Source organism: Blastococcus sp. SYSU D00868 (assembly GCF_054050575.1).
In genome coordinates, this window is sequence record NZ_JBJGZO010000030.1 from 39,289 (window position 1) to 59,008 (window position 19,720).

Below are 19,720 nucleotides of genomic sequence, written 5' to 3' on the forward strand. Positions count from 1 at the left end.
CGCCGGGCGTCACCCCGAGCGGAGGACGTCGGGGATCCGCCGCCCGGGCGCGGCCACCGTCATCCCCGCCGGGTGATGAGCGGCGCCCCCCTCGTCGCCACCCTGACCTCCGGTGGCCGGGCTCCGGGCCCGCCCTCGCCGGAGGGAGGAGCCGTGCGTCGTCTGGGCACCGGCCTGCTGGTCCTCGTCAGCGCGCTCACGCTGGTCCTCGCCGGCGTCTCGCTGTGGACCCGGCAGACCGTGATCGACACCGACCGGTTCGTGTCGACCGTCGACACGATGATCGACCTGCCCGAGGTCGAGGCCCGCGTCAACGAGCGGGTCACCGAGACCGTGATGACCCAGCAGCAGGTGCAGGACGTCGTCGACGAGGCCCTGACCGCGCTGCCGCCACGGCTGCAGCAGTACCGCGGCACCGTGGAGAACGGCATCCGCTCCCTGGTGTCAGCCGGTGTGCAGCGCCTGCTGACCAGCGACCCGTTCCGCCCGCTGACGAACGCCGCGCTGACCTCCGTCCACGACCAGCTGGTCGCCGGCGAGCCGATCGAGTTCACCCTCGGCCAGGCCAAGGAGCGGGTGCCCGCCTCGCTGCAGGACGGGGTGGCCGGGCAGGTGCTGGACCTGCTGCCCGACGACGCCGGCGTGACCCTGCTCAGCCCGGCCGACGAACCGCAGCTCTACGACGCGATCGACCTGCTGGAGGACGTGTGGTGGTGGCTGGGGCTGGTCGCCCTGGCCACGCTCGCCGGCGCGCTGGGCGTCTCCGCCCACCGCCGCCGCACCCTGCGTGCGTGGACGGTGACGACGACGGTGCTGCTCCTGCTGCTGCTGGCCGCCCTCCGGCTGGGCCGCGGCGCGCTGGTGTCGCAGGCCCGGCCCGAGAACCGGGATGCGGTCGGGGCGATGTACGACGTCCTGGCCTCCAGCCTGCGCTCCCGGACGCTGTGGGTGCTGGTCGCCGTCCTGCTGGTCCTCGTGGGCACGCTGGTCTGGGGCCGGCTCGGCGTCGTCGCCGGGGTGCGCAGCGGGGTCGCGTCGGCGCGGGTGCAGCTGCGCGCCCGCCGCGCGGAGGCCGCGGCCGCCGCGGCGTCCGCGGCCGACGGCGGGACGCCGCAGGAGGCCGCGCGCGAGCCGTGGCCCCGCCGGGTCGCCGCCTGGAGCCGGGCGTTCGCCGACGGCCTGCAGCTGCGGCAGCGCAGCGCCCGGCTCGGCGCCCACGTCCGCGCCCACCACGGCCCGGTCCGCTGGACCGGCATCGTCGTCGCCGCGGTCGTGGTGCTGTGCTGGCCGGAGCCGACGCTGTCGGTGCTGGCCTGGATCGGCGCGCTCGTGGCCCTGTACCTGGGCGCGGTCGCCTGGCTGGAGGACCAGGCGCCCGGGCCGCCCGAGGCGCCCGACCGGGTCCCCGCGCCGGCGGCCGCCGCGCCGGCCGCCGTCCCCTCGGCCGTCGTCGCCTCGGCCGTCGTCGCCTCGGACGTCGTGCCGGAGCCGCGGCCGGCCTCGCCGGCCGACACCCTCGTCCCGGCCGCCCTGACGCCGGAGGCGATGAGCACGCTGAACGGCCGGCTGGACCTCATCGTGCGGCTGGGCGCCGCCCGCGACGCGGGGGTGCTGACCGACGAGGAGTTCCTCCGCGAGAAGGAGCGCCTGCTCTCCGTGTGACCCGCCGGTGCCGGCCGGTCAGTCCCGGCCGGCGGACTCCTGTTCCGCGCGGCGGCGTCCCCGGTCGACCGCCCCGAGGAACGCCCGCAGCACGAGGCCGACGAGGACCAGGTTCCCCACCATCTGCACCGTCGTCAGGACGCGGGCGGTGGTGCTCACCGGCGCGATGTCCCCGAAGCCGACCGTGGCGAACACCGTGACCACGAAGTACAGGCCGTCGACCCGGTCCAGCGGCTCGGTGAAGGCGGCCTCGTCGCCGGACGCGAGGACGACGTACGCCGCGGCGAACAGCACCAGGAAGAGCGGGATCGACAGGGCGGCCGCCTCCATCGCCCGCAGCGCCGGGTGCGGTGAGTGCAGGATCGCGCGCACCTGCCACGTCGCGAGCAGGCCCATCCCGGCCAGGCCGGCGCCGAGCAGCAGCCACGTCGCCACGCCGAAGGGGCCGCTCAGCGGCAGGACGGCGTAGAGGACCAGCACGCCGAGCGTGGTGAGCAGCGTGCGGCCCACGGCCGCGGCCAAGGTCCGGCGGCCGGGTGCCGGCAGGTCCCGCACCGGGTCCGGGGCGTCGCGGGGAGGGGCGGCCACGCTCGGGTGCCCTCAGACGTCGAGCTCCGCCCGCACCCGGCCGGAGGCCACGGCCTCGGCCAGCCGGCGGTGGTCGCCGTCGTTCACGTCGGCGTAGGCCTCGCCGAACTCGGCCAGCGCCTCCTCGAAGGCGGGGGAGGAGCCGAGGTACCCGGCGATCGCGATGCGGTCACCCGAGCGCGCGTGGGCCCGGGCCAGGCACCAGGCGCACAGCTGCCCGTAGCTCTGCAGCCCCGCGGGGCGCAGCTCGTCGACCTCGACCGTCCCCTTCCAGTCCCGCAGCTGCCGGACGTAGAAGTCGTGCAGGGCGCCGTCGACGCCGGTGGTCCGCTGCCAGCCGAGGAAGATGTCCGAGGCCTGCTGCATCAGCCGCTGGCCGGTCACCACCCGTTGCCCCTGGTTGGCGTGCCGGCTGCGGCCGACGAACTCCTCGTGCACCGACCGCACCGCCTCCTTGACCTGCAGCAGCAGCGGGTCGTCCGCGTCGCGCCCGACGAGCAGGACGACCCAGCAGCGGGTGCCCACGCTGCCCACGCCGACGACCTTGCGGGCCATGTCGACGAAGGCGTACCGCTCGAGCAGGGTGCGCCGATCGGCCTGCAGGGAGCTCCGGTACTGGCGGACCACCTCCGGGAACGACGAGGCGAACCGGTGTTCCTCGTCCTGGGTGACGAGGTCGCGCAGCGGCACCAGCAGCGGCGGCTCGGCGCGGATCTGCAGCCGGCCGTCGACCACGTCGGTCAGCTTGCCGAAGGCCTGGAGGGTGTCGCGGGTGCGCGCCTTCTCCAGCGCCCGGGCCAGCCGGCGGCGCGGCTTGCCCTCCAGCTGCGGGGCGAGCTCGGCGTTGAGCTCGTCGGCGTCGATGTGGGAGTGCCAGACCTCGATGTCGCGCATCCCGGCGAACTCCGCCATCGCCGTCCGGTAGGACGCGCCGGCGGCGGTGGCGAGCGCGCGCCGCTGCTTGCGGCCCATGCCCTTCGCCCGCGCCGCGATGACCAGGCTCGCGACGAGCCGCTTGACGTCGTGCTCGAACGGCCCGGGCAGGGTCTCATCGAAGTCGTTGGCGTCGAACACCAGCCGCCGTTCCGGGGAGGCGAACAGCCCGAAGTTGGACACGTGCGCGTCCCCGCACATCTGCACGGTGAGCCCCGACCGCGGGGCGCCGGCCAGGTCGGCGGCCATGACCCGGGCGGCGCCGCGGTAGAAGGCGAACGGGGACTGGAGCATCCGGCCGTAGCGGATCGGCACCAGGTCGGGGACCCGGTCGGCGGCCTGCTCGTCGAGCAGCGTCACCGGGTCCGGCGTGCCGGGGCGCCGGGTGAAGGCGGCGTGCGCCTCGAGCGGGACCGCCGCCCGCAGGGCCTTGCCCGCCGCCCGCCGCTCCTGCGGGGTCGGCCGGCGGTCCGCCGGCGTCGTCGCCGGCCGTGCGGGGGCCTGTGCCTCGATGGTCAGCATGTCGCGTCCACCTCGTCGACGAGTGATCCGGCCTGCTGCAGGAAGTCGCCGACCGCGGTCGCCACCGCGGTCAGCGACGCGGCCGACGGGCTGGCCGTCGCCGCGTCGAGGGAGCTCTGGACGGCGTCGGCGTCGGACTGCACCGCGTCGACCGCGTCGCCGTACTCCGCGCGCGCGGCGTCGGCCAGGCCTGTCCAGGCGTCCTCCACCGTGCTCCAGGCCGAGCCGACGGCGGCCGTGCCCTGCCGGACGACGTCGACGTCCCGCAGCCCGGTCAGCGCCGTGCCGAGGTCGTCGGCGGCGGCACACACGTCGCCGCTGCCGGCCGCCGAGCCCGACGAGCCCGCCGACGACGACGCGGCCGGGGAGCTCTCCCCGGAGGTCGCCGCGGCGGGCTCGGGATCCGGGTCCGACGAGCAGGCGGCGAGCGCCAGCCCCGTCGCCACCCCCACGACCGCGGCCGCGCCCGCGCACTTCCCCATGCCTGCGACGGTGCCGGTCGCGGTCGCACCGCTGCGTCATCCGCTGGGGGTGAGGCCGACCGGCGCACCCCGGCGGGAGGGTCGGCGCCGACGGATCGGTCCGCGGGGAGGAGCCGGCATGACCGCGAACGTCTCGAGCCCGTACACGGGTGCGACCCCGAGCAGGCACACCGGCGTCCGCGTCGCGGTGGGCGTGCTGGGTGTGGCCGTGTTCGTCCTGGGCGTCGTCCTGCTGTTCCAGCCGGTCGCCGCCGCCCGCACCCTGGCGCTGCTGGTCGGGCTGTCCTTCATCGCCGGCGGGCTGCTGGAGGTCGCCGTCGGGGCGGCCGGGGAGGAGCACCGGCGGGGCAGCTCCTACGTGCTGGGCGCGGTGCTCGCCGTCGGCGGCGTCCTCGCGATCGTCTGGCCCGGGGTCACCCTCTGGGTGCTCGCGCTGATCACCGGCCTGTCGCTGATCACCCACGGTGCGATGCGGGCCGGCGTCGCCGTGGTCGCCCGCTCGGAGATCCCCGGCTGGGGGTGGCTCGTGCTCGCCGGCGCGGTGAACGTGGTGATCGGGGTCATCGCCATCGTCTGGCCCGAGGCCACCGTCCTCGTCCTCTCGGTCGTCCTCGGCCTGCAGATCGCCGCCTTCGGCCTGCTGCTGGTCGTCGCCGCCTTCTGGCACCCGGCCGTGCGCCGGCCCGCGGCCGTCGGCTGACCCGTCCCCGCGGCGCCGGCCGGTGGGGCCGGCGCCGTCCCGACCACACAGGAGTCGTCATGCCCCTGCTCCGCGGGATGGCCCGCACCGCCGTCATCGCCGGCACCGCCACCGCCGTGTCCAACCGGGTCTCCCGGCGCCAGGCCAACCGCTGGGCGAACCAGCAGGCGACCCGGGCGCCGGAGCCGCAGTACGCGCCGCAGTACGCGCCGGAGCCGGCCGCGCCGGCCCCGGCGGGCACCGACACCGAGACGAAGCTCGCGCAGCTGCGCGAGCTGGGCCAGCTGCGGGACTCCGGGGTCCTCGACGACGCCGAGTTCGCGCTCCAGAAGAGCCGGATCCTCAGCTCCTGACCCCGCCCGAGGACCCCGGACCGACCGGTTCCGGCGGCAGCAACCCGAGGAGAGACCGATGGCCACGATGACCGTCTGGAAGTTCCCCACCGTGAACGGTGCGGCGATCGCCGAGGAGACGCTCAAGGACCTGCAGCGCAGGGAGCTGATCAAGATCCACGACGCCGCGATCGTGTCGTACCCGGAAGGGGCGAGGAAGCCCAAGACGCGCCAGCTCACCAGCCTCACCGGCGCCGGCGCCCTGGGCGGTGCCTTCTGGGGGATGCTCTTCGGGCTGATCTTCTTCATCCCGCTGCTCGGCATGGCCATCGGCGCCGGCATGGGCGCGCTGGTCGGCAGCATGTCCGACGTCGGGATCGACGACTCCTTCATCCGCCGGATGCGGGAGGAGATCCAGCCGGGGACCTCCGCGCTGTTCGTGCTCTCCTCCGGTGCGGTCGTCGACCGGGTGCGCGAGGCCTTCGAGGGCCAGCACATGGTCCTGGTCGAGACCAACCTCAGCAACGAGGAGGAGGCCAAGCTGCGCGAGGTCTTCGAGGAGGAGCAGGCGCCGGCGACCACCGGCTGACCGCGGGCGGACCGGGGCCCGTCTGCGGCGGCAGCCGGGCCCCGTTCCGCGTCCGTCGCGAGGGAGGTGCGCCATGTCCCCGCTCCTGGCGGCGATCGGCGCCGTCCTGGTCGCCGGGGCCACCACCGGCGTCCTGACCCTCTGAGGCCGGCTGCACCACGCCCGCCGGCTCCCCTCCTTCCGGTGCCGGGTCGGCCCCGCCCGCGGGCGGTGGTCGCGCGGCGAGCAGCGCTGGGCGCGGCGGCGCACCCGGGCGGCCTGGGCCGGGGACGTGCTGCTGGTCCGCTCCGGGTTCCTGCGGCTGTGGCTGACGCCGGTGGAGGCGGGCGTCGCCGAGGACGCCACCGTGCGGCGGCTGCTCCCCGACGAGGTCCGCGGCCTCGGGCTGCACCCCGTCGCTCTCAGCCTGGCCACGCCGGACGGCCGCCCGTGGGAGGTCGCCGTGGCCCGGCCGGACGCCGACCGGCTGGTCGGCCCGTTCCTGGCGGCCGCGCTGGCCGATCTGCCCCGGGCGCCCCGCGAACGCGGCCCGTGACGGCGCCGGGCGGCGACGGCGTGCATGCGGCCGGGGCCCGGCGGGTATCCGTGCTCCGTCACGCCCAGCCCTCGAGCGTGCCGCCGGCGCCGACGAGGGGATGGCGACGTGCCGGGGAAGGTGTCAGGGGAGTCGGGAGACGGGCGGGCCGCGGCGATCGTCGCGGAGCTGGAGCCCTCGGAGTGGCGCGGGCTGACGGGGCCGATGCTCGCCCGCCGCGCGGTGGGCGCGGTCGACCACCACGGCGTGCTGATGCTCGTGGCGCAGCTGCCGGGGACGGACGTCGGGCCGCTGCACCCGGTGCAGACGGCGGAGCGGAACGACCCCCGGGTCGACGCGCTGGTGCGGGTCCTCGACCTCCGGCGCTGGCGGTCGTCGTCCCTGCACGGGCTCTGCGACGACCTGGTCGTGGCCCTCGACGCGTGGCTGGTCGGCCACCTGTCGTCCGGGCGCGGCCCGGTCGACCGCTGACGTCCGCACGCCTCAGCGCGGGTCGGCGCCGGGGGTCGCGGTGCGGCCGTCCGGTCCGGGGCGCCGGTCCTCGCCGAGCGTGCCCTGCGCCGCGTCCCGGCCGCTGCGGCCGCCGCCCGCGCCGCGGAGGACGAACGCGAAGCCCACGGCGACGACGGCGCCGACCAGCGGGCCGAGCAGGTAGGCCCACCACGACGCCCAGTCGCCGAGGACGAGGGCCGGCCCCAGGGAGCGGGCGGGGTTCATCGACGCGCCGCTGACCGGCGCACCCCACAGCCCGGCGAGCGCGATGTAGCTGCCGACGCCCAGCGCGGCGATCGGGCCCAGCTGCTGCGCGCCGGAGGAGACGCCCAGGATGGTGCTCACCAGCCCGACGGTGAGCACGACCTCCCACAGCAGGGCCGTGGTGGTCGAGATCCCGGAGCCGGGCAGGGTGAGGCCGGCGTCCCCCTGCTCCCCGATCAGCCCGCGCAGCAGCAGGGTGGCGAGGACGGCGCCGAGCAGCTGGGCGACGACGTAGGCGGGCACCCGGCGCCAGGGGAAGTCGCCGCGCAGCGCGAACGCGACGCTCACGGCGGGGTTCAGGTGGGCGCCGGAGACCGCGCCCATGAACAGGATGATCGCCGCGACCATGAGCGCCGGGGCGACGACGAGCGCGCCGTAGGGCACCGCCGACCCGCCGAAGCGGGCGTTCACCATCCCGCCGCCGACGGCCACCAGCACCAGCAGGAAGGTGCCGAACAGCTCGGAGAACAGGCGCCGGCCCTCGTAGCGGCCGTCCCAGAAGTCGAACTCGTGCAGCATCGAGTCGGGCGTGCCGAGCGAGCGCAGCAGCTGCCGACGGTCGCTGTCGGCCCGCGTGGTGGCCCTGTCGTCGGTCATGGCGTCGTCGGTCATGGCGCGGCACTGTGCGCAGCCGCCCGGGCCGTCGCCCCATCCCGGCGGGATGAGGAGGGCACCGCCCGCCGCGCCCACCATCGCGGGCACACAGGTCATCAGCGGCGGGTGAGGCCCGCCGGGCCCGCCGGGCCTAGCGTCGGCGGGGCGACGGAGGAGGCAGCCATGGCGCAGGAGCGATCCCTTCCCGGTGGCACCGCCCCGGCGGTCGGTCGGTCGCCCGCCGAGGCGGGGCAGCGGACGCCGGACGGCCTGCCGCAGCTGGAGGTGGGGGCGCACCGGACGCCGGAGCAGGGCGCGTGCCTGATGGAGTACGTGTCCGTCCTGGCCGGGACGCCGTTCGGTGACCACTCGCGCTGCACCGACCCCGCCCTGGCCGCCCTGGCCCGGCTGGTGAACGACGCCACCTCCGACGAGGGCCGGCCCGCGCTCGCCCGGCTCGCCCCCGACCTGGCGGCGGCGGCGCCGGCCGGTCCGCGCGGGACCGCGACCGTCGTCCTGGCCGCCGTCGACGCGGCCTGCGCCGCGACCGGCGAGCCCGCCGTCCTGGTCCGGGTGCGGCGCCGGGCCCAGCGCCGGCTCGCGCGGGTCACCGGCACCGGCCGGCGCGCCCGCCTCGCCCGGCGCCTGGACCCGGTGCACCGGACGGGCCCGGCCCGCAACCGGCTCGGGGTGGTGGTCGCCCGGCTCGCCGCGCTGCCCGGGGACCGGCGCGACGCCGCCCTGCGGGAGACGCTGGCGGCGGCGGTCGCGGCGCTGCCGGCGCCGACCGGCCGGGTCGACTCCGGGGCCGTCGACCGCGTGGCCGACGTGCTGCGGATGGTCTGAGCGGGGTCGCCCGGCGGGGGTGATCCCCGCGCGCCCCGGGCCCGGCCACGCTGGCGGCTCCGCAGGAGCAGGACCCGAGAGGAGCGTCATGGCCAGGCACGAGAACGACACGCTGTACGTCGTCGCGGCGGCGTACGACGACGTCGAACCGGCGATCGCGGACTACGAGGCGGTCAAGGCCCTGTACCGCGTGGTGCGCAGCTCGCACGACTTCGACGCGGCGGTGATCGCCAAGGACGCCGACGGGTCGGTCCGCATCGTGAAGAAGCACGAGCAGCCCACCCGGCACGGCGCGGCGGTGGGGCTCGGCTGGGGCCTGGCGGCCGGGGTGGTGGCGGTGCTCTTCCCGCCCGTCGGCATCGGCATCGCCGCCGCCGGCGGGACGGGTGCGGCGATCGGCGGGGTCGTCGGCCACGCGCGCGGGGGCATGTCCCGCGGGGACCTCAAGGAGCTCGGGGAGACCCTCGACGCCGGCGAGGCCGGCCTGATCGCCGTCTACGAGTTCAACCTGGCCGACGCGGTCGCGCAGACCATCAAGGCGGCCAACCGCGTCGTCTCCCGCGCCACCGACATGGCCGCCGACCAGCTCGCCGAGGACATGCGGCGCGCCGAGGACCAGCTGGGCGGCGCCGCGTCCGTGCCGAGGCAGGAGGCCCGCACGCCCGAGGCCGCCCCGGCCGACGCGCCCGCCGACACCCGGACCGGCGGCTGACCGACGGCGCCGTCGGTCCCGCGCGGCGATCGGTCCCGCCGCGTCACCGTCCGCGGTGCCCGGTGTCCCCGGCGGGCACCGGGCGCCGGCCGCGCCCCGAGCGGCGGACGCCGATCGGCAGCGCGTACCAGGTCACCAAACCGATCAGCGCCGTGACGGCGCAGCCGACGACCGCCTGCCACCGCCCGAGGACGACGTCCAGGACCAGGAGCACCGAGCTGCTGATGGCCGGCACCAGCAGCGCGATCCCCAGCGACAGCAGCCGGTCGCCGACCGCGACCAGCGCGGCCTTCTGCCCCCGGCGGAAGACGATGCGGTGGAAGGGGACCGGCGCGAGCAGCACCATCGTCGCCGAGGCGGTGGTCAGCAGCGCGACCGTGTAGACGGTCACGCCGAACCCGTCGAGCTCGGTGAATCGCTGGGTGAACGCCAGGCCCAGCAGGAACGCGAACTGGATCTGGACGCCGGTGAACGCGACCCGCAGCTCCTGCAGCAGCTCGTTGAGGTTGCGGTCCAGGACCTGGTCGAGCGTCTCGCCCCGCGACTGCGCGGTGCGCAGGGCCGCCGACGGCACGAACCGCTGCCTCGGCGGCGGGCGACGGTCGGCCCGGGTGGGGGACTCCCGCGTCTCCATGCCCGACCCCTGCCTGTCGTGGCCCTCTGTCGTGGCCCTCCTGTCGTGGCCCTCCTGTCGGAGCCCTGCCGTCGCGACCCCGCCGAACGCTAGGGACGGCGGGCGCGCCGGTCCTCATCCCGTCCGGGTGGCCCCGGCGCCGGGGCCGGGCCGGCTTCCCGCCGGGGCCGCGCCGTCGGTCAGCAGGTCAGGGCGAGGCAGGTCCAGCACAGCGGCCAGGCGGAGCTGCCGTCGTCCGGCCAGGCCCAGTACGCCGGGTCGAGCAGGAGCACCGGGGTCATGCAGAGGGCCATGCCCGTGACGAGCCCGTCGGCGGCGACGGCGTGCAGCCGGCCCTGCGGTGCGTCCGCCGCGCCCGGCTGCCCGGGGCGTGGGGTCGCCGGCTCGATGCCGGGGGTCCAGGGTTCGGGAGCGACGCGGGTCACCGGACGGTCAGCAGCACGCCCTCGGTGGCCAGGTGGCCGGCGAGCTCGTCGAGGAGGTCCCGGGCGTCGGCGTCCAGGCTGGCGCCCGGGCGCAGCCGGACGTCGATGCAGCGGTGCCCGACGTCCCGGAGGCGGAGCACGCTGGCGCGCAGCGCGTCGGCGCCGAGCCCGTCGAGCCGGCCGCGGAGGGCGATCGTGCCCTGCAGCGGGTCGATCGAGGCGGTGAACAGCGGGCTCAGGGGCCGCTCCGCGGCGGAGGCGGGGAGCCCGCCGGGGGCGGGGGAGGACGACGTCGTCGAGGTGCTCGGGGCCCGGTGCTGAGGCATACCGTCACGGTGCCGTGACGGAATCGGGGCTCCCAGGGCCCTTGGTCCCGGCCGGGGCGATCACCCGGGCCGGGTGATCCGGCAGGCGTCGGGCGGGCCGACCCTGGGCGGGCGGGTCCGTGCTCGCCGCCCGGTGCGGTCGAGGAGGGGCGCCGCCCCGGACGGCGCGAGGGGGTGGCCGGTGTGCGCTACGAGTTCCTGCTCCCCGGTCGGGTGTCCGAGGCGGTGGCCGGCGCGTTCCCGGAGCTCACGACCGGGGTCGGCGCGACGGGCGGCACGGTCATGTTCGGGCCCGTGACCGACGGCTCCCACCTGCACGGCCTGCTCGACCGGTTCCAGTCCCTGGGCCTGACGGTCGTCGAGCTGCGGCAGCTGCCCGACTAGAGCAGGCCGCGGCGGCGCGCGGCGGCCACCGCCTCGCGGCGGCTGGAGGCACCGAGCTTCTGGTAGATCGAGCGCACGTGCGTCTTCACGGTGTTGACCGACACCTGCCGGCGTTCCGCGATCTCCTCCAGGGTCAGCTGGGCGGGCAGGTCGGCGAGGACGGCGAGCTCGCGGGGGGTCAGGGGGACGACGGTGTGGTCGGCCCGCGCGCGGGCGGCCGCCCGGATCCGGTCCGCGAGCGGGTCCAGGCGGCCGAAGCGGTCCGCGTTCGCCTGCAGCAGCCCGGCCACGCCCGGCACGTCGACGAACGCGCGCAGCGCGCCCGACTCCGCCGCCGCGTCCAGGGCCGCGCGCAGCGCCTCGTGGCTGCGGGCGGACTGGCCCGCGGAGTCGCTGAGCAGCGCCTCGAGCAGCCACGCCTGCTGCAGGTCGACCGGCAGGAGGCAGGCGAGCGTGCCGTCGAGCACGGGGCCCAGGCGGTGCCGCGCGGCGTCGGGGCGGCCGCGGGCGAGGTGGTCGGTCGCGGCGAGCACCGCCGCGTCGCCGCCGGGCTGGAGTCGCTCCAACCGGCTCAGGGCGTCGTGGGCCCAGTCCAGCCGCCCGGCCAGCCACGCGCAGCGGTGCTCGGCGTAGGACAGCCAGATGGTGAGCGGCGCCGACAGGCTCCGGCCGGCCGCCACGGTCCAGCCCTCCCGCAGGCGCCGGCAGCCCTCGAGCGGGTCGCCACCGTCGTCGACGTCGAGGACGGCCTGCAGCGAGCGCAGCGAGACGAGGGTGTCGACGTCCGCCCTGCCCTCGAGGAGGGCCGACGCCTGGTCGGCGAGGCGCCGGGCGGCGGCGCCGTCGAGCTCCTGGCGGGCGCTGTGCGCGGCCAGCAGCACGGTGCCGGCCACCTCGGGGGCGTCCACGTCGCCGGCGCTGACCGCCGCCCGGACCGTCGCGTCGGCGAGCGCGCGGGCCCGGCGGTACTGGCCGCGGGCGGCGACCAGCGCGGTCCGGTACGCGCCGGCCCGCAGTCCGGCGTACGCGTTGCCCGACCCGGCGGCCAGCGCCTGGGCGCGGCCGAGGTCGGCGTCGGCCTCGTCGAGCCGGCCGGCGACGAGCGCGACGATGCCCCGGTTGAGCGCGACGAGCATGCCCAGGTCGTCGCTGCGGTCCGCGCCCTGGGCGGCGCTGGAGGCGAGCACCGCACCGGCGGCGCGGGGCTCGTGCCGGGCGTGGTGCAGGGCCAACAGCGCGGCGAGCGGTCCGGCATCCGAACCGGCGGCGGCCGGCGTCCGGGCCAGCCGGTCGTGCCCGGGCAGCCGCGGCCCGGGGACGTGCGCGAACTCCTCGAGGTCGAGCAGGGCGAGGGTGTCCAGCCGTGCGACCGCCGGGTCGGCCCGGACGGTCTCGGCGCACGCGGCGATCAGCTGGCGCAGGATCCGCGGGCGGCCTCCGGCCAGCAGTCGGGGCCCGTGGGGGAGGAGGAGCCGGACGGCCAGCGCGTCGTCGCCGGCCCGCGTGGCGTGCTCCAGCGCCCAGGTGAGCTGGCCGTGGCCGGCGAACCAGGTGGCGATCCGGCCGTGGGCGGCGACGACGTCCCGGCGCAGCGCCGGATCGGCGTGCGCGCTCTCCAGCTCCGCGAGGAGGTAGCTGCGCAGCAGCGGGTGCACGCGGTACCAGCCGCCCGGCTGCGCCGGCCCGTTCACCAGGGCGTTGTCGCGGTACAGCTGCTCCAGGACGGCGCCGGCCTCCGGGTCGCCGGTGAGGACGACGGCCAGCTCGCCGGTGAGCTGCTCGGGCAGCGCGCACAGCCGCAGCACGCCGCGCTGGCGCTCGTCGAGCGCGGCGAGCACCTCGGCGGTGAGGTAGTCGGCGACCGCCCGGTCGTCGCCGGCGAAGCGGCGCACCACCGCCGCGGGGTCCGCGGCGTCGGCGAGGGTCAGCGCGGCCAGCCGCAGGCCCGCCGCCCACCCGTCGGTGCGCTCGACGAGGAGGCTGAGCTCCTCGTCGCCGAGGACGACGCCGTGGTGGGCCAGCAGCTGTCGCGCCTCGTCCCGGTCCAGGGCCAGGTCGCCGGCCCGGATCTCGCGCAGCCGGCCCGCCAGGCGCAGTCGCTGCAGCGCGAGCGCGGGGTCGCGCCGGCTGGCCAGGACGAGCTCCAGCCCGGCGGGCAGGTGGCGCAGCAGCGCGTCGAGCTCGGCGTGCACCTCCGCGCCGGTGAGCTCCTGCACGTCGTCCAGGAGCAGCCAGACCCGGCGCGACGCCGCCTCGACGAGCCGGTTGAGCTCCGGGATCGGCTCCGCTCCCCGCGCCCGGCGGGCCGGCGGTGACGCCGAGAGCTCCTCGCCGGGGTCCGGGCCGCCGCGGAGCGCCCCGCGCACGCCGAGCAGCAGCGCGTCCCAGAAGGCCGCGGGGTCGTCGTCGGCCCGGTCCAGCGACACCCACGCGACGGGGTCGCCGTGCGCCTCGCGGGTCCGGGCCCAGGAGGCGAGCAGCGTCGTCTTGCCGGCGCCGGGCGGCGCGGACACGAGGGTCACGACCGGGTCGGGGCGCTCCCCGTCGGCCTCCGGCGCCAGGACCGCCGAGGGCGGGCGGGCGAACAGCCAGGTGCGGTCGATGACCGACCGGCTGAGCCGCGGCCTCCTCAGCTTGCCCACCGGCACGCTCACGGGTCCCCCTCGGCTCGGGTCCCCGTGCGGGGGCTCCGGCCGGCCCGGGCGGGGCCGACCTGGCCTCCGATGTCGCATCGTCTCGGATCGGAACGGGCAGCGGAAGACCCGGTGCTCGCCCGGCGGGGGTGAGGACGTCGCGTGCTGTCACCGGGATAGTGCTCAGGGTCAGCTGCACCTGGAGCCGTCGGGTGACGAGGTGGTCGCATGGTCTGGGTCGTCGTGAGCCTCGCGGGGTTCGCCGTGGAGACCCTCCTCGTCGTCGTCCTCGGGCGCTCGGTGACCGCGCCCTACGAGGCCGAGGCCGGCCTCGCTCCCGCCGCGCCGCCCGCGGGCGCCCTCCCGGGCGTGCTGGAGACCGGCGACGCCGTCCTCCGGCGGCCGCTGTGGAACGCCGGGCGGCTCGGCGCCGTCGAGCTGGAGACGGCGGGTCCGGGCGGGTGGGGCAGGTGGGGCGCGAACCCGTGACCCACGGATCGCGAGCCGTCCGGCGTCCCGCTCGGGCCTGCGCGATCTCGACCGACTGCGGGCAGGAGCTCTCCGCTGCGCTGGCAGGCGAAGGGCTTCGCGCAGCGGGTGCCGGCGGCTACCGTCGGCGGGGCCGGCGCTGCCGGTGACGGCTCAGCCACGGGCCCTCGAGCGCGCACCTCGGAGGCGCGTCATGCCGGTCGAGGTCGTCGAGTGGTCCATCCGGGAGCCGGATGTCGCCCAGGCCGTGCTCACCGACCTCTACCGCCCGGAGCGCCCGCTCGCGTTCTCCGGTGTCCGCGGGTCGTTCAGCTGCGAGCTGCGGTCGGCGACGGCCGGTCACCTGACCGCGGACCGGCTGCGGTTCACCGCGGGCATGCGCTGCGCGGTCGCCTCGCTGAGCGACCTGGTGGTGGCCAGTCCGGTGAGCGGTGGGTGCCGGTACGTGGCGGGCCGGGAGGAGGTCGTCACGCGACCGGGCGTGGTGCTCCGGTGCCCGACCGCCGTGCCGTTCATGAACGAGTGGGACGACGTGGACGTGGGCATCGTGCGGCTGCCGCTGGCAGTCGTCGAGCGCGTGGCCGAGGAGCGCCTGGGGGTGCGAGGGACCGACGTCCGGTTCGACGGGATGGCCCCAGTGTCCGAGCCGATGCGCCGCACGTGGCTGGGGCTGATGCGGTTCGTGCACCAGCAGCTGGGCGACCCCGGCAGCGGGCTGGCCGAGCCCCTGGTCGCCGCGCAGCTGGCCGAGCTGATGGCGGCGACCGCGCTGGCGGCGTTCCCGAACACCACGATGACGTCGGGCCACCTGCCCGGCGCCGGTGCGGTGGCGCCGGCGGTGGTGCGCCGGGCAGTGGCGTTCATCGACGCGCACGCCTCGCTGCCGGTCACCGTCTCCGACATCGCCTCCGCCGCCGGGATCGGCCCGCGGGCGCTGCAGCTCGCGTTCGCCCGCCACCTCGGGCTGACCCCGATGGCCCACGTGCGACGGGTGCGGCTGGAGGGTGCGCACCGGGAGCTGCAGGCCGCCGACCCGACCGCTGGGGACACGGTGGCGGCGATCGCGCTGCGCTGGGGGTTCGCCAGGCCCGACCGGTTCGCCGCCGCCTACCGCGCCGCCTACGGGGTGACCCCCGCCCACACCCTGCGCACCTGACGGTCCTGGACTGACATCGCCCGGCGAGTCGACATCGCCTCACGAGCGGGAGAGGAGGGCGGCATGGGACCCCCCCCCACACCGGGAGCACCACGCCGGCATGAGTACGCCACGTCCGACCCGGGCGAGGCGCGCGAGCTCATCGACGACCTCTTCGGCGGCCGGCTGCAGCTGAAGGCCTCCCCGGACACCAGATGGGAGGCCAGCGTCAGGATGCTGGACGCGGGTGCGTTCAGCATCAGCGATGTCATGGTGCCCGCCGACCTCACGTTCGACCTGGCCGGCCAGGACGACGTCCTCATCTCCGTGGCCGTCGCCGGTGCCATCGGGTACGACCGCGGGCACGACCTCGAGCGGTACGTGCCCGGGGACGTGTTCATCGCCAATCACCCCGACACCCGAGCCGTCGCCGACAGTCACGAAGCTCGGACCCTCAGCGTCGCCCTCCCACAGTCACTGCTCACGGACGTCGCCCGGGGCACTCCCGCCACGAACGAGCCGTGGCGGTTCACCGTCTCGCAGGCCACTCCCGGCGGAGCTGCTCGATGGCGGCAGGTCACCCGCTTCGTCGACGACCTGCTCGCCGAGCCCGAGGCCGCCGCCTCGCCGCTGATGCTCGGGCCGGCCGCACGGCTGCTGGCCGCGACCGCGCTGACGATCCTGCCGAACACCGCCGTTGCCGAACCCGCGGCCGCGGACCGCGCCGACGCCCGCCCCGGCACGCTGCGCCGCGCGATCGCGTTCATCGACGCCAACGCGGACGCCGACATCTCCCTGGCCGACATCGCGCGCGCCGCCTACGTCACCCCCCGCGCGGTGCAGCTGGCCTTCCGCCGCCACAGGAACACCACCCCGACCGCCTACCTCCGCGGAGCGCGGCTGGCGCAGGCGCACCGACAGCTATGCGAGGCCACCCCCGGCGACGGGGTCACCGTGACCGCCGTCGCCGCCCGCTGGGGCTTCACCCCCAGCCGGTTCACCGAGCGCTACCGCGCCGCCTACGGCGTGCTGCCCAGTCACACCCTGCGCAGCTGATCCGCCCTGGGCGGCCCGCAGTCGACGGTCCTCCAGTCCCCGGCGCAGCGCCTCCGCCCGCCGTCGGCAGGCGTCGGCCGCGGCGACGAGCTCGGCCGCGTAGCGCCGGGCCCGCTCCGCCGCGGCACGACGCCCCGCCACCTCCGACCGGTTCCTCGGCGGCGCAGACTCCGGGTGCCCCCCGTCGTCAGCCCTCGCGCTCACCGGTGCCCCCGCTGCCTGCTCGTGGGGTGCCGCGCGCGGAGACACCCGCCTGCGCTCAGCGGCATCCTGCTCGTCCGAGAAGCCGACCGCGCGCGGTCGCCCGCACCCAGCCAACGCGCCGACCGCGGGCCCCGACGGGCGGGCGGGCACGCCGCTGCGCACCGAGGGGGTGTCGGTTCGCGAACCGGAGACCGCCCGGTCAGGACCCTCCGGATTCGAGCTCGGCCGCCCGCGCCCACATCCGCAGCGCCAGGCGGCGTTGGGCGTCGGCCCGCCTGCGGGCCCACGCCGCCCGGCCCCGGGCGGCCCCGGCCGGATCGCTGCCGGCGGCGTCTGCGGCGGCCGCCATGTGCTCGTAGCTGCACGCCACCAGCTCGACGGTGGCGGCAGCCTGCCGGATCGCCGCCACCGTCCCGCGCAGAGCCGCGGCCCGCCGTTGCGCCTGTGGCGACTGCTCCGCCGTCACCGTCACGGCGTGAGCCTCACCGGCCGACCGCTGGTCGGCTAGACCGCAGGCGAAGTCCCGGCCGGCCGATCCGCCCGCACGCGAAGCGGCCCCGGTGGCACCGCCGAGGAGTTCCGCAGCGGTGCCCACGGGCGGCCGTGAGCGGCGTCCTTCTCCGGCCTGCGCGGGGCCAGGTGATCGCGCGCCCGAGGCAGGACTTCCGGCACCTCTGCGGAACGTTTCGTCTCGCGATGCTGGGTGCATGGGCACCGACGCGATGCGGCCGGTGGGCCGTCACCGGCTGGGCGGACGGCCATGAGCGCCCCCGAGCGGATCGCACCGGTCGGCTCGCCCGGCCGGGCCGACGCCGGTGCCGGCCGGCTCCGGACTCCGCTCGTCTGGGGTGCGGTCTGGGGCGTGATCCAGGCCGCGTCCCCGCTGGCCTTCCCCTGGCTCGACGACTCGACGGTCTACGCGATGGAGATCGTCCTGATCGCCGCGGTCTACATCGGGTTCAGCGTGGCCGACGGGCGGGGCCGGGTCATCGCCGTCGAGACCGGCGTCGCGGCCGTCTTCTTCGTCGTCGCTGCGGCCGCGGTGACCGGCTCCGCGTGGCTGCTGGTGGCCGGCCTGCTCGGTCACGGTCTGAAGGACCTCTGGCAGCACCGCACGGGCTTCGTCACCGGCACGCGGTGGTGGCCCCCGTTCTGCGCCGCCGTCGACGTCGTCGCCGCCGCCCTCATCGCCGTGCTGATCGCGGCTGACGTGCAGCTCGCGTGGTGAACAGTCCGCACAGCTCGAACAGGAGGTCGTCCCGTGGACACCACCGTCTTCTCCACCGACACCACCGGCCTGCCCGAGGCCGTGCGACCCGAGGTGCTCGCACTCGCGGACGGGGACGTGCTGGCGCTGCGCCCGGGCCCGGTCGCCAAACGGCTCGGCGACACGACCGTGCGGATGCTCGGCTACAACGGGTCGATCCCCGGTCCCACGCTGAGGGTGCGCCAGGGTTCGGAGGTCGTCGTGCACGTGGTCAACGGGACCGACCTGGACACCACGGTGCACTGGCACGGGCTGCGGCTGGAGAACCGCTTCGACGGGGTGCCGCACGAGACCCAGGCGCCGATCCCGCCGGGCGGGGAGTTCACCTACCGGATCCAGTTCCCCGACCCGGGGCTGTACTGGTACCACCCGCACATCCGCGAGGACGTCACCCAGGAGCTGGGCCTGTACGGCTGCATCCTGGTCGAGCCGGCGGAGCCGGAGTACTGGCCGCCGGCGCACCGCGACGCCGTGCTCACCCTGGACGACCTGCTGCTGGAGGACGGCGCGGTGGCGGCGTTCAGCCGCACCGAGACCAACTACGCGGCGATGGGCCGCTACGGCAACGTGATGCTCACCGGCGGCGAGACCGAGCCGGTGCTCACCGCGGAGTCCGGTGAGGTCGTGCGGCTGTGGTTGACCAACACCGCCAACAGCCGCGTCTTCCGGGTCGGCGTGCCCGGGGCGCGGATGAAGCTCGTCGGCGGGGACAGCGGCCGGGTGGAGCACGAGGAGCTGGTCCAGGACGTGGTGCTGGCGCCCTCGGAACGCGCGGTCGTCGACGTGCTGTTCGACCGGGCGGGGGAGTTCGCGCTGGAGCACCGCACCCCGGACCGCACCTACCGGCTGGCGGCGATCACCGTCTCCGACGAGGCCGCCGAGCCGCGGCTGAGCGAACAGTTCGACGTGCTGCGCACCGCCCCGGAGCTGACCGCCGAGCGGGAGGGGCTGGAGCCGTGGCTGGCCGCGCCGCCGGACAAGACGCTCGCCATCGTCGCGGAGATGGACGACCCGGGCGCGGCCGCGGCGGTCGGACCGGTCGCCTACGCCTGCCCCATGCACCCGGAGGTGGTCAGCGACCAGCCGGGGCGCTGCCCGCACTGCGGGATGAGGCTCATGGCGACCGCACCTGCCGTGAGCTACGCCTGCCCCATGCACCCGGAGGTGGTCAGCGACCAGCCGGGGCGCTGCCCGCACTGCGGGATGAAACTCATGGTGACCACGCCGGCCGGTGGTGCCGCCGGTCACGACATGGGCCACGGTCACGACATGGGCCACGGTCACGACATGGGCCACGGTCACGACATGGGCCACGGCGCGGGCGCCGCGGAGACATCACCGGAAGGCCACGACGCCCCACACGCCCACCACCACGATCCCTCGACCGCCGACGGGATCGAGTGGGAGGACGAGATGGCCGAGATGAACCGGGCCACCACCACCGAGACGATGCGCTGGAAGCTGCTGGACCGCACCGCCGGCCATGAGGGGTTGCCGGTGGACTGGCGGTTCACCGCCGGGCAGCGGTACAAGATCCGGCTGGTCAACGAAATGGACTCCGACCACCCGATGCACCATCCGTTCCACATCCACGGCGCCGGGCGATTCCTCGTCCTCGCCCGGGACGGGGCGCCCGAGCCCAACCTGGTGTGGAAGGACACCGTGCTCATCCCCACCGGTCAGACCGTCGACATCCTGCTGGACGTCACCAACCCCGGCCTGTGGATGGCGCACTGCCACATCGCCGAGCACATGCACTCCGGGATGATGTTCAGCTTCACCGTGGACCGGGCGGCCACCCCGTGACCGCCCCGGTCGAGCCGTACGACGTCGTCGTCGTGGGGGGGGGGGGGGGCGGGCCGGGCGGCGCCCAGGGCCAGCACGCAAACCGGGCGCCGGTGTTGTGAACTTTTTTC

At 76.5% G+C, this 19,720-nt stretch carries 23 protein-coding genes; 14 read left to right on the forward strand and 9 right to left on the reverse strand.

All coding sequences use genetic code 11. From position 1 onward, the window contains the following. Positions 1-153: 153 nt before the first annotated feature. Positions 154-1,662 (forward strand): SHOCT domain-containing protein, encoded by a 1,509-nt coding sequence (locus ACI79F_RS20000; RefSeq protein ID WP_456546808.1) that lies wholly within the window; start codon positions 154-156, stop codon positions 1,660-1,662. 18 nt (positions 1,663-1,680) lie between these two features. Here the strand turns inward: ACI79F_RS20000 and ACI79F_RS20005 are convergent, their stop codons facing one another. Genes ACI79F_RS20005 through ACI79F_RS20015 form a run of 3 tightly spaced genes read right to left on the reverse strand, consistent with a single transcriptional unit; the run spans position 1,681 to position 4,187 of the window. After that, positions 1,681-2,250 carry a potassium channel family protein gene (locus tag ACI79F_RS20005; RefSeq protein WP_456546807.1) on the reverse strand — a complete coding sequence of 190 codons (570 nt, stop codon included), beginning with the start codon at positions 2,248-2,250 and terminating at the stop codon, positions 1,681-1,683. 12 nt (positions 2,251-2,262) lie between these two features. Next, positions 2,263-3,705 carry a DUF2252 domain-containing protein gene (locus tag ACI79F_RS20010; protein ID WP_456546806.1) on the reverse strand — a complete coding sequence of 481 codons (1,443 nt, stop codon included), beginning with the start codon at positions 3,703-3,705 and terminating at the stop codon, positions 2,263-2,265. Next, positions 3,699-4,187: a hypothetical protein gene (locus tag ACI79F_RS20015; RefSeq protein WP_456546805.1), complete on the reverse strand. Its 489-nt coding sequence runs from the start codon at positions 4,185-4,187 to the stop codon at positions 3,699-3,701. Before ACI79F_RS20015 ends, ACI79F_RS20010 begins: the two co-directional genes overlap by 7 nt. Before the next feature lie 118 nt (positions 4,188-4,305). On the opposite strand from ACI79F_RS20015, the gene ACI79F_RS20020 reads away from it, so the two are divergent. From ACI79F_RS20020 to ACI79F_RS20040, 5 genes are all read left to right on the forward strand, one after another. After that, complete coding sequence (locus tag ACI79F_RS20020) at positions 4,306-4,887, forward strand: HdeD family acid-resistance protein (protein ID WP_456546804.1); 582 nt, start codon at positions 4,306-4,308, stop codon at positions 4,885-4,887. A 59-nt stretch (positions 4,888-4,946) separates the two neighbouring features. Next, positions 4,947-5,240, forward strand: a complete 294-nt coding sequence (locus tag ACI79F_RS20025; protein WP_456546803.1) for an SHOCT domain-containing protein — start codon at positions 4,947-4,949, stop codon at positions 5,238-5,240. A gap of 58 nt (positions 5,241-5,298) precedes the next feature. Beyond that, the gene (locus tag ACI79F_RS20030; protein ID WP_456546802.1) at positions 5,299-5,808 is read left to right on the forward strand and encodes a DUF1269 domain-containing protein; all 510 of its coding nucleotides are present in this window, start codon (positions 5,299-5,301) and stop codon (positions 5,806-5,808) included. Positions 5,809-6,079: 271 nt separating this feature from the next. Further along, on the forward strand, positions 6,080-6,343 hold the full coding sequence (locus ACI79F_RS20035) for a hypothetical protein (protein WP_456546801.1): 264 nt from the start codon (positions 6,080-6,082) through the stop codon (positions 6,341-6,343). Between the two features lie 108 nt (positions 6,344-6,451). Next, entirely contained in the window at positions 6,452-6,814 is a 363-nt protein-coding gene (locus ACI79F_RS20040; RefSeq protein ID WP_456546800.1) for a hypothetical protein, read from the forward strand. A gap of 12 nt (positions 6,815-6,826) precedes the next feature. Here ACI79F_RS20040 and ACI79F_RS20045 read toward each other — a convergent pair whose 3' ends face one another. After that, entirely contained in the window at positions 6,827-7,711 is an 885-nt protein-coding gene (locus ACI79F_RS20045; protein WP_456546799.1) for an MIP/aquaporin family protein, read from the reverse strand. A 165-nt stretch (positions 7,712-7,876) separates the two neighbouring features. On the opposite strand from ACI79F_RS20045, the gene ACI79F_RS20050 reads away from it, so the two are divergent. Beyond that, the gene (locus ACI79F_RS20050; protein ID WP_456546798.1) at positions 7,877-8,539 is read left to right on the forward strand and encodes a hypothetical protein; all 663 of its coding nucleotides are present in this window, start codon (positions 7,877-7,879) and stop codon (positions 8,537-8,539) included. A gap of 88 nt (positions 8,540-8,627) precedes the next feature. After that, complete coding sequence (locus tag ACI79F_RS20055) at positions 8,628-9,251, forward strand: DUF1269 domain-containing protein (protein WP_456546797.1); 624 nt, start codon at positions 8,628-8,630, stop codon at positions 9,249-9,251. A gap of 43 nt (positions 9,252-9,294) precedes the next feature. On the opposite strand, the gene ACI79F_RS20060 is transcribed toward ACI79F_RS20055, so the two are convergent. From ACI79F_RS20060 to ACI79F_RS20070, 3 genes are all read right to left on the reverse strand, one after another. Continuing rightward, on the reverse strand, positions 9,295-9,885 hold the full coding sequence (locus ACI79F_RS20060) for a DUF6328 family protein (RefSeq protein WP_456546796.1): 591 nt from the start codon (positions 9,883-9,885) through the stop codon (positions 9,295-9,297). 179 nt (positions 9,886-10,064) lie between these two features. Further along, a complete protein-coding gene (locus ACI79F_RS20065; RefSeq protein ID WP_456546795.1) occupies positions 10,065-10,310 on the reverse strand; it encodes a hypothetical protein in 246 nt (81 codons plus the stop codon). Next, complete coding sequence (locus ACI79F_RS20070; protein WP_456546794.1) at positions 10,307-10,636, reverse strand: hypothetical protein; 330 nt, start codon at positions 10,634-10,636, stop codon at positions 10,307-10,309. The genes ACI79F_RS20065 and ACI79F_RS20070 overlap by 4 nt, the downstream gene beginning before the upstream one ends. Positions 10,637-10,819: 183 nt before the next feature. On the opposite strand from ACI79F_RS20070, the gene ACI79F_RS20075 reads away from it, so the two are divergent. Further along, positions 10,820-11,020, forward strand: a complete 201-nt coding sequence (locus ACI79F_RS20075) for a hypothetical protein (RefSeq protein WP_456546793.1) — start codon at positions 10,820-10,822, stop codon at positions 11,018-11,020. Here ACI79F_RS20075 and ACI79F_RS20080 read toward each other — a convergent pair. Beyond that, positions 11,017-13,674, reverse strand: coding sequence for a LuxR C-terminal-related transcriptional regulator (locus tag ACI79F_RS20080; RefSeq protein ID WP_456546792.1), 2,658 nt, complete (start codon positions 13,672-13,674; stop codon positions 11,017-11,019). The two genes, ACI79F_RS20075 and ACI79F_RS20080, sit on opposite strands and share 4 nt — an antisense overlap. A gap of 207 nt (positions 13,675-13,881) precedes the next feature. Between ACI79F_RS20080 and ACI79F_RS20085 the strand changes: the two genes are divergently transcribed. The 3 genes from ACI79F_RS20085 to ACI79F_RS20095 all read left to right on the forward strand — a co-directional run bounded on the left by ACI79F_RS20085 (position 13,882) and on the right by ACI79F_RS20095 (position 16,333). Then, the gene (locus tag ACI79F_RS20085; RefSeq protein WP_456546791.1) at positions 13,882-14,142 is read left to right on the forward strand and encodes a hypothetical protein; all 261 of its coding nucleotides are present in this window, start codon (positions 13,882-13,884) and stop codon (positions 14,140-14,142) included. A 193-nt stretch (positions 14,143-14,335) separates the two neighbouring features. Further along, positions 14,336-15,298, forward strand: a complete 963-nt coding sequence (locus ACI79F_RS20090; protein WP_456546790.1) for an AraC family transcriptional regulator — start codon at positions 14,336-14,338, stop codon at positions 15,296-15,298. A gap of 63 nt (positions 15,299-15,361) precedes the next feature. Continuing rightward, positions 15,362-16,333: a helix-turn-helix transcriptional regulator gene (locus ACI79F_RS20095; protein ID WP_456546789.1), complete on the forward strand. Its 972-nt coding sequence runs from the start codon at positions 15,362-15,364 to the stop codon at positions 16,331-16,333. A 403-nt stretch (positions 16,334-16,736) separates the two neighbouring features. Here ACI79F_RS20095 and ACI79F_RS20100 read toward each other — a convergent pair whose 3' ends face one another. Beyond that, positions 16,737-17,009, reverse strand: coding sequence for a hypothetical protein (locus ACI79F_RS20100; protein ID WP_456546788.1), 273 nt, complete (start codon positions 17,007-17,009; stop codon positions 16,737-16,739). Between the two features lie 288 nt (positions 17,010-17,297). On the opposite strand from ACI79F_RS20100, the gene ACI79F_RS20105 reads away from it, so the two are divergent. Continuing rightward, positions 17,298-17,765 (forward strand): hypothetical protein, encoded by a 468-nt coding sequence (locus ACI79F_RS20105; protein WP_456546787.1) that lies wholly within the window; start codon positions 17,298-17,300, stop codon positions 17,763-17,765. 33 nt (positions 17,766-17,798) lie between these two features. Further along, on the forward strand, positions 17,799-19,610 hold the full coding sequence (locus ACI79F_RS20110) for a multicopper oxidase domain-containing protein (protein ID WP_456546786.1): 1,812 nt from the start codon (positions 17,799-17,801) through the stop codon (positions 19,608-19,610). The last annotated feature ends 110 nt before the right edge of the window (positions 19,611-19,720 follow it).

Bases quoted from the DNA above. Each gene is read 5' to 3' on its own strand.
- ACI79F_RS20070 (WP_456546794.1), bottom strand. From the start codon at position 10,636: ATGCCTCAGCACCGGGCCCCGAGCACCTCGACGACGTCGTCCTCCCCC.
- ACI79F_RS20050 (WP_456546798.1), top strand. From the start codon at position 7,877: ATGGCGCAGGAGCGATCCCTTCCCGGTGGCACCGCCCCGGCGGTCGGT.
- ACI79F_RS20055 (WP_456546797.1), top strand. From the start codon at position 8,628: ATGGCCAGGCACGAGAACGACACGCTGTACGTCGTCGCGGCGGCGTAC.
- ACI79F_RS20090 (WP_456546790.1), top strand. From the start codon at position 14,336: ATGCCGGTCGAGGTCGTCGAGTGGTCCATCCGGGAGCCGGATGTCGCC.
- ACI79F_RS20020 (WP_456546804.1), top strand. From the start codon at position 4,306: ATGACCGCGAACGTCTCGAGCCCGTACACGGGTGCGACCCCGAGCAGG.
- ACI79F_RS20105 (WP_456546787.1), top strand. From the start codon at position 17,298: ATGAGCGCCCCCGAGCGGATCGCACCGGTCGGCTCGCCCGGCCGGGCC.
- ACI79F_RS20015 (WP_456546805.1), bottom strand. From the start codon at position 4,187: ATGGGGAAGTGCGCGGGCGCGGCCGCGGTCGTGGGGGTGGCGACGGGG.
- ACI79F_RS20085 (WP_456546791.1), top strand. From the start codon at position 13,882: ATGGTCTGGGTCGTCGTGAGCCTCGCGGGGTTCGCCGTGGAGACCCTC.
- ACI79F_RS20095 (WP_456546789.1), top strand. From the start codon at position 15,362: ATGGGACCCCCCCCCACACCGGGAGCACCACGCCGGCATGAGTACGCC.
- ACI79F_RS20010 (WP_456546806.1), bottom strand. From the start codon at position 3,705: ATGCTGACCATCGAGGCACAGGCCCCCGCACGGCCGGCGACGACGCCG.
- ACI79F_RS20030 (WP_456546802.1), top strand. From the start codon at position 5,299: ATGGCCACGATGACCGTCTGGAAGTTCCCCACCGTGAACGGTGCGGCG.
- ACI79F_RS20045 (WP_456546799.1), bottom strand. From the start codon at position 7,711: ATGACCGACGACGCCATGACCGACGACAGGGCCACCACGCGGGCCGAC.
- ACI79F_RS20025 (WP_456546803.1), top strand. From the start codon at position 4,947: ATGCCCCTGCTCCGCGGGATGGCCCGCACCGCCGTCATCGCCGGCACC.
- ACI79F_RS20060 (WP_456546796.1), bottom strand. From the start codon at position 9,885: ATGGAGACGCGGGAGTCCCCCACCCGGGCCGACCGTCGCCCGCCGCCG.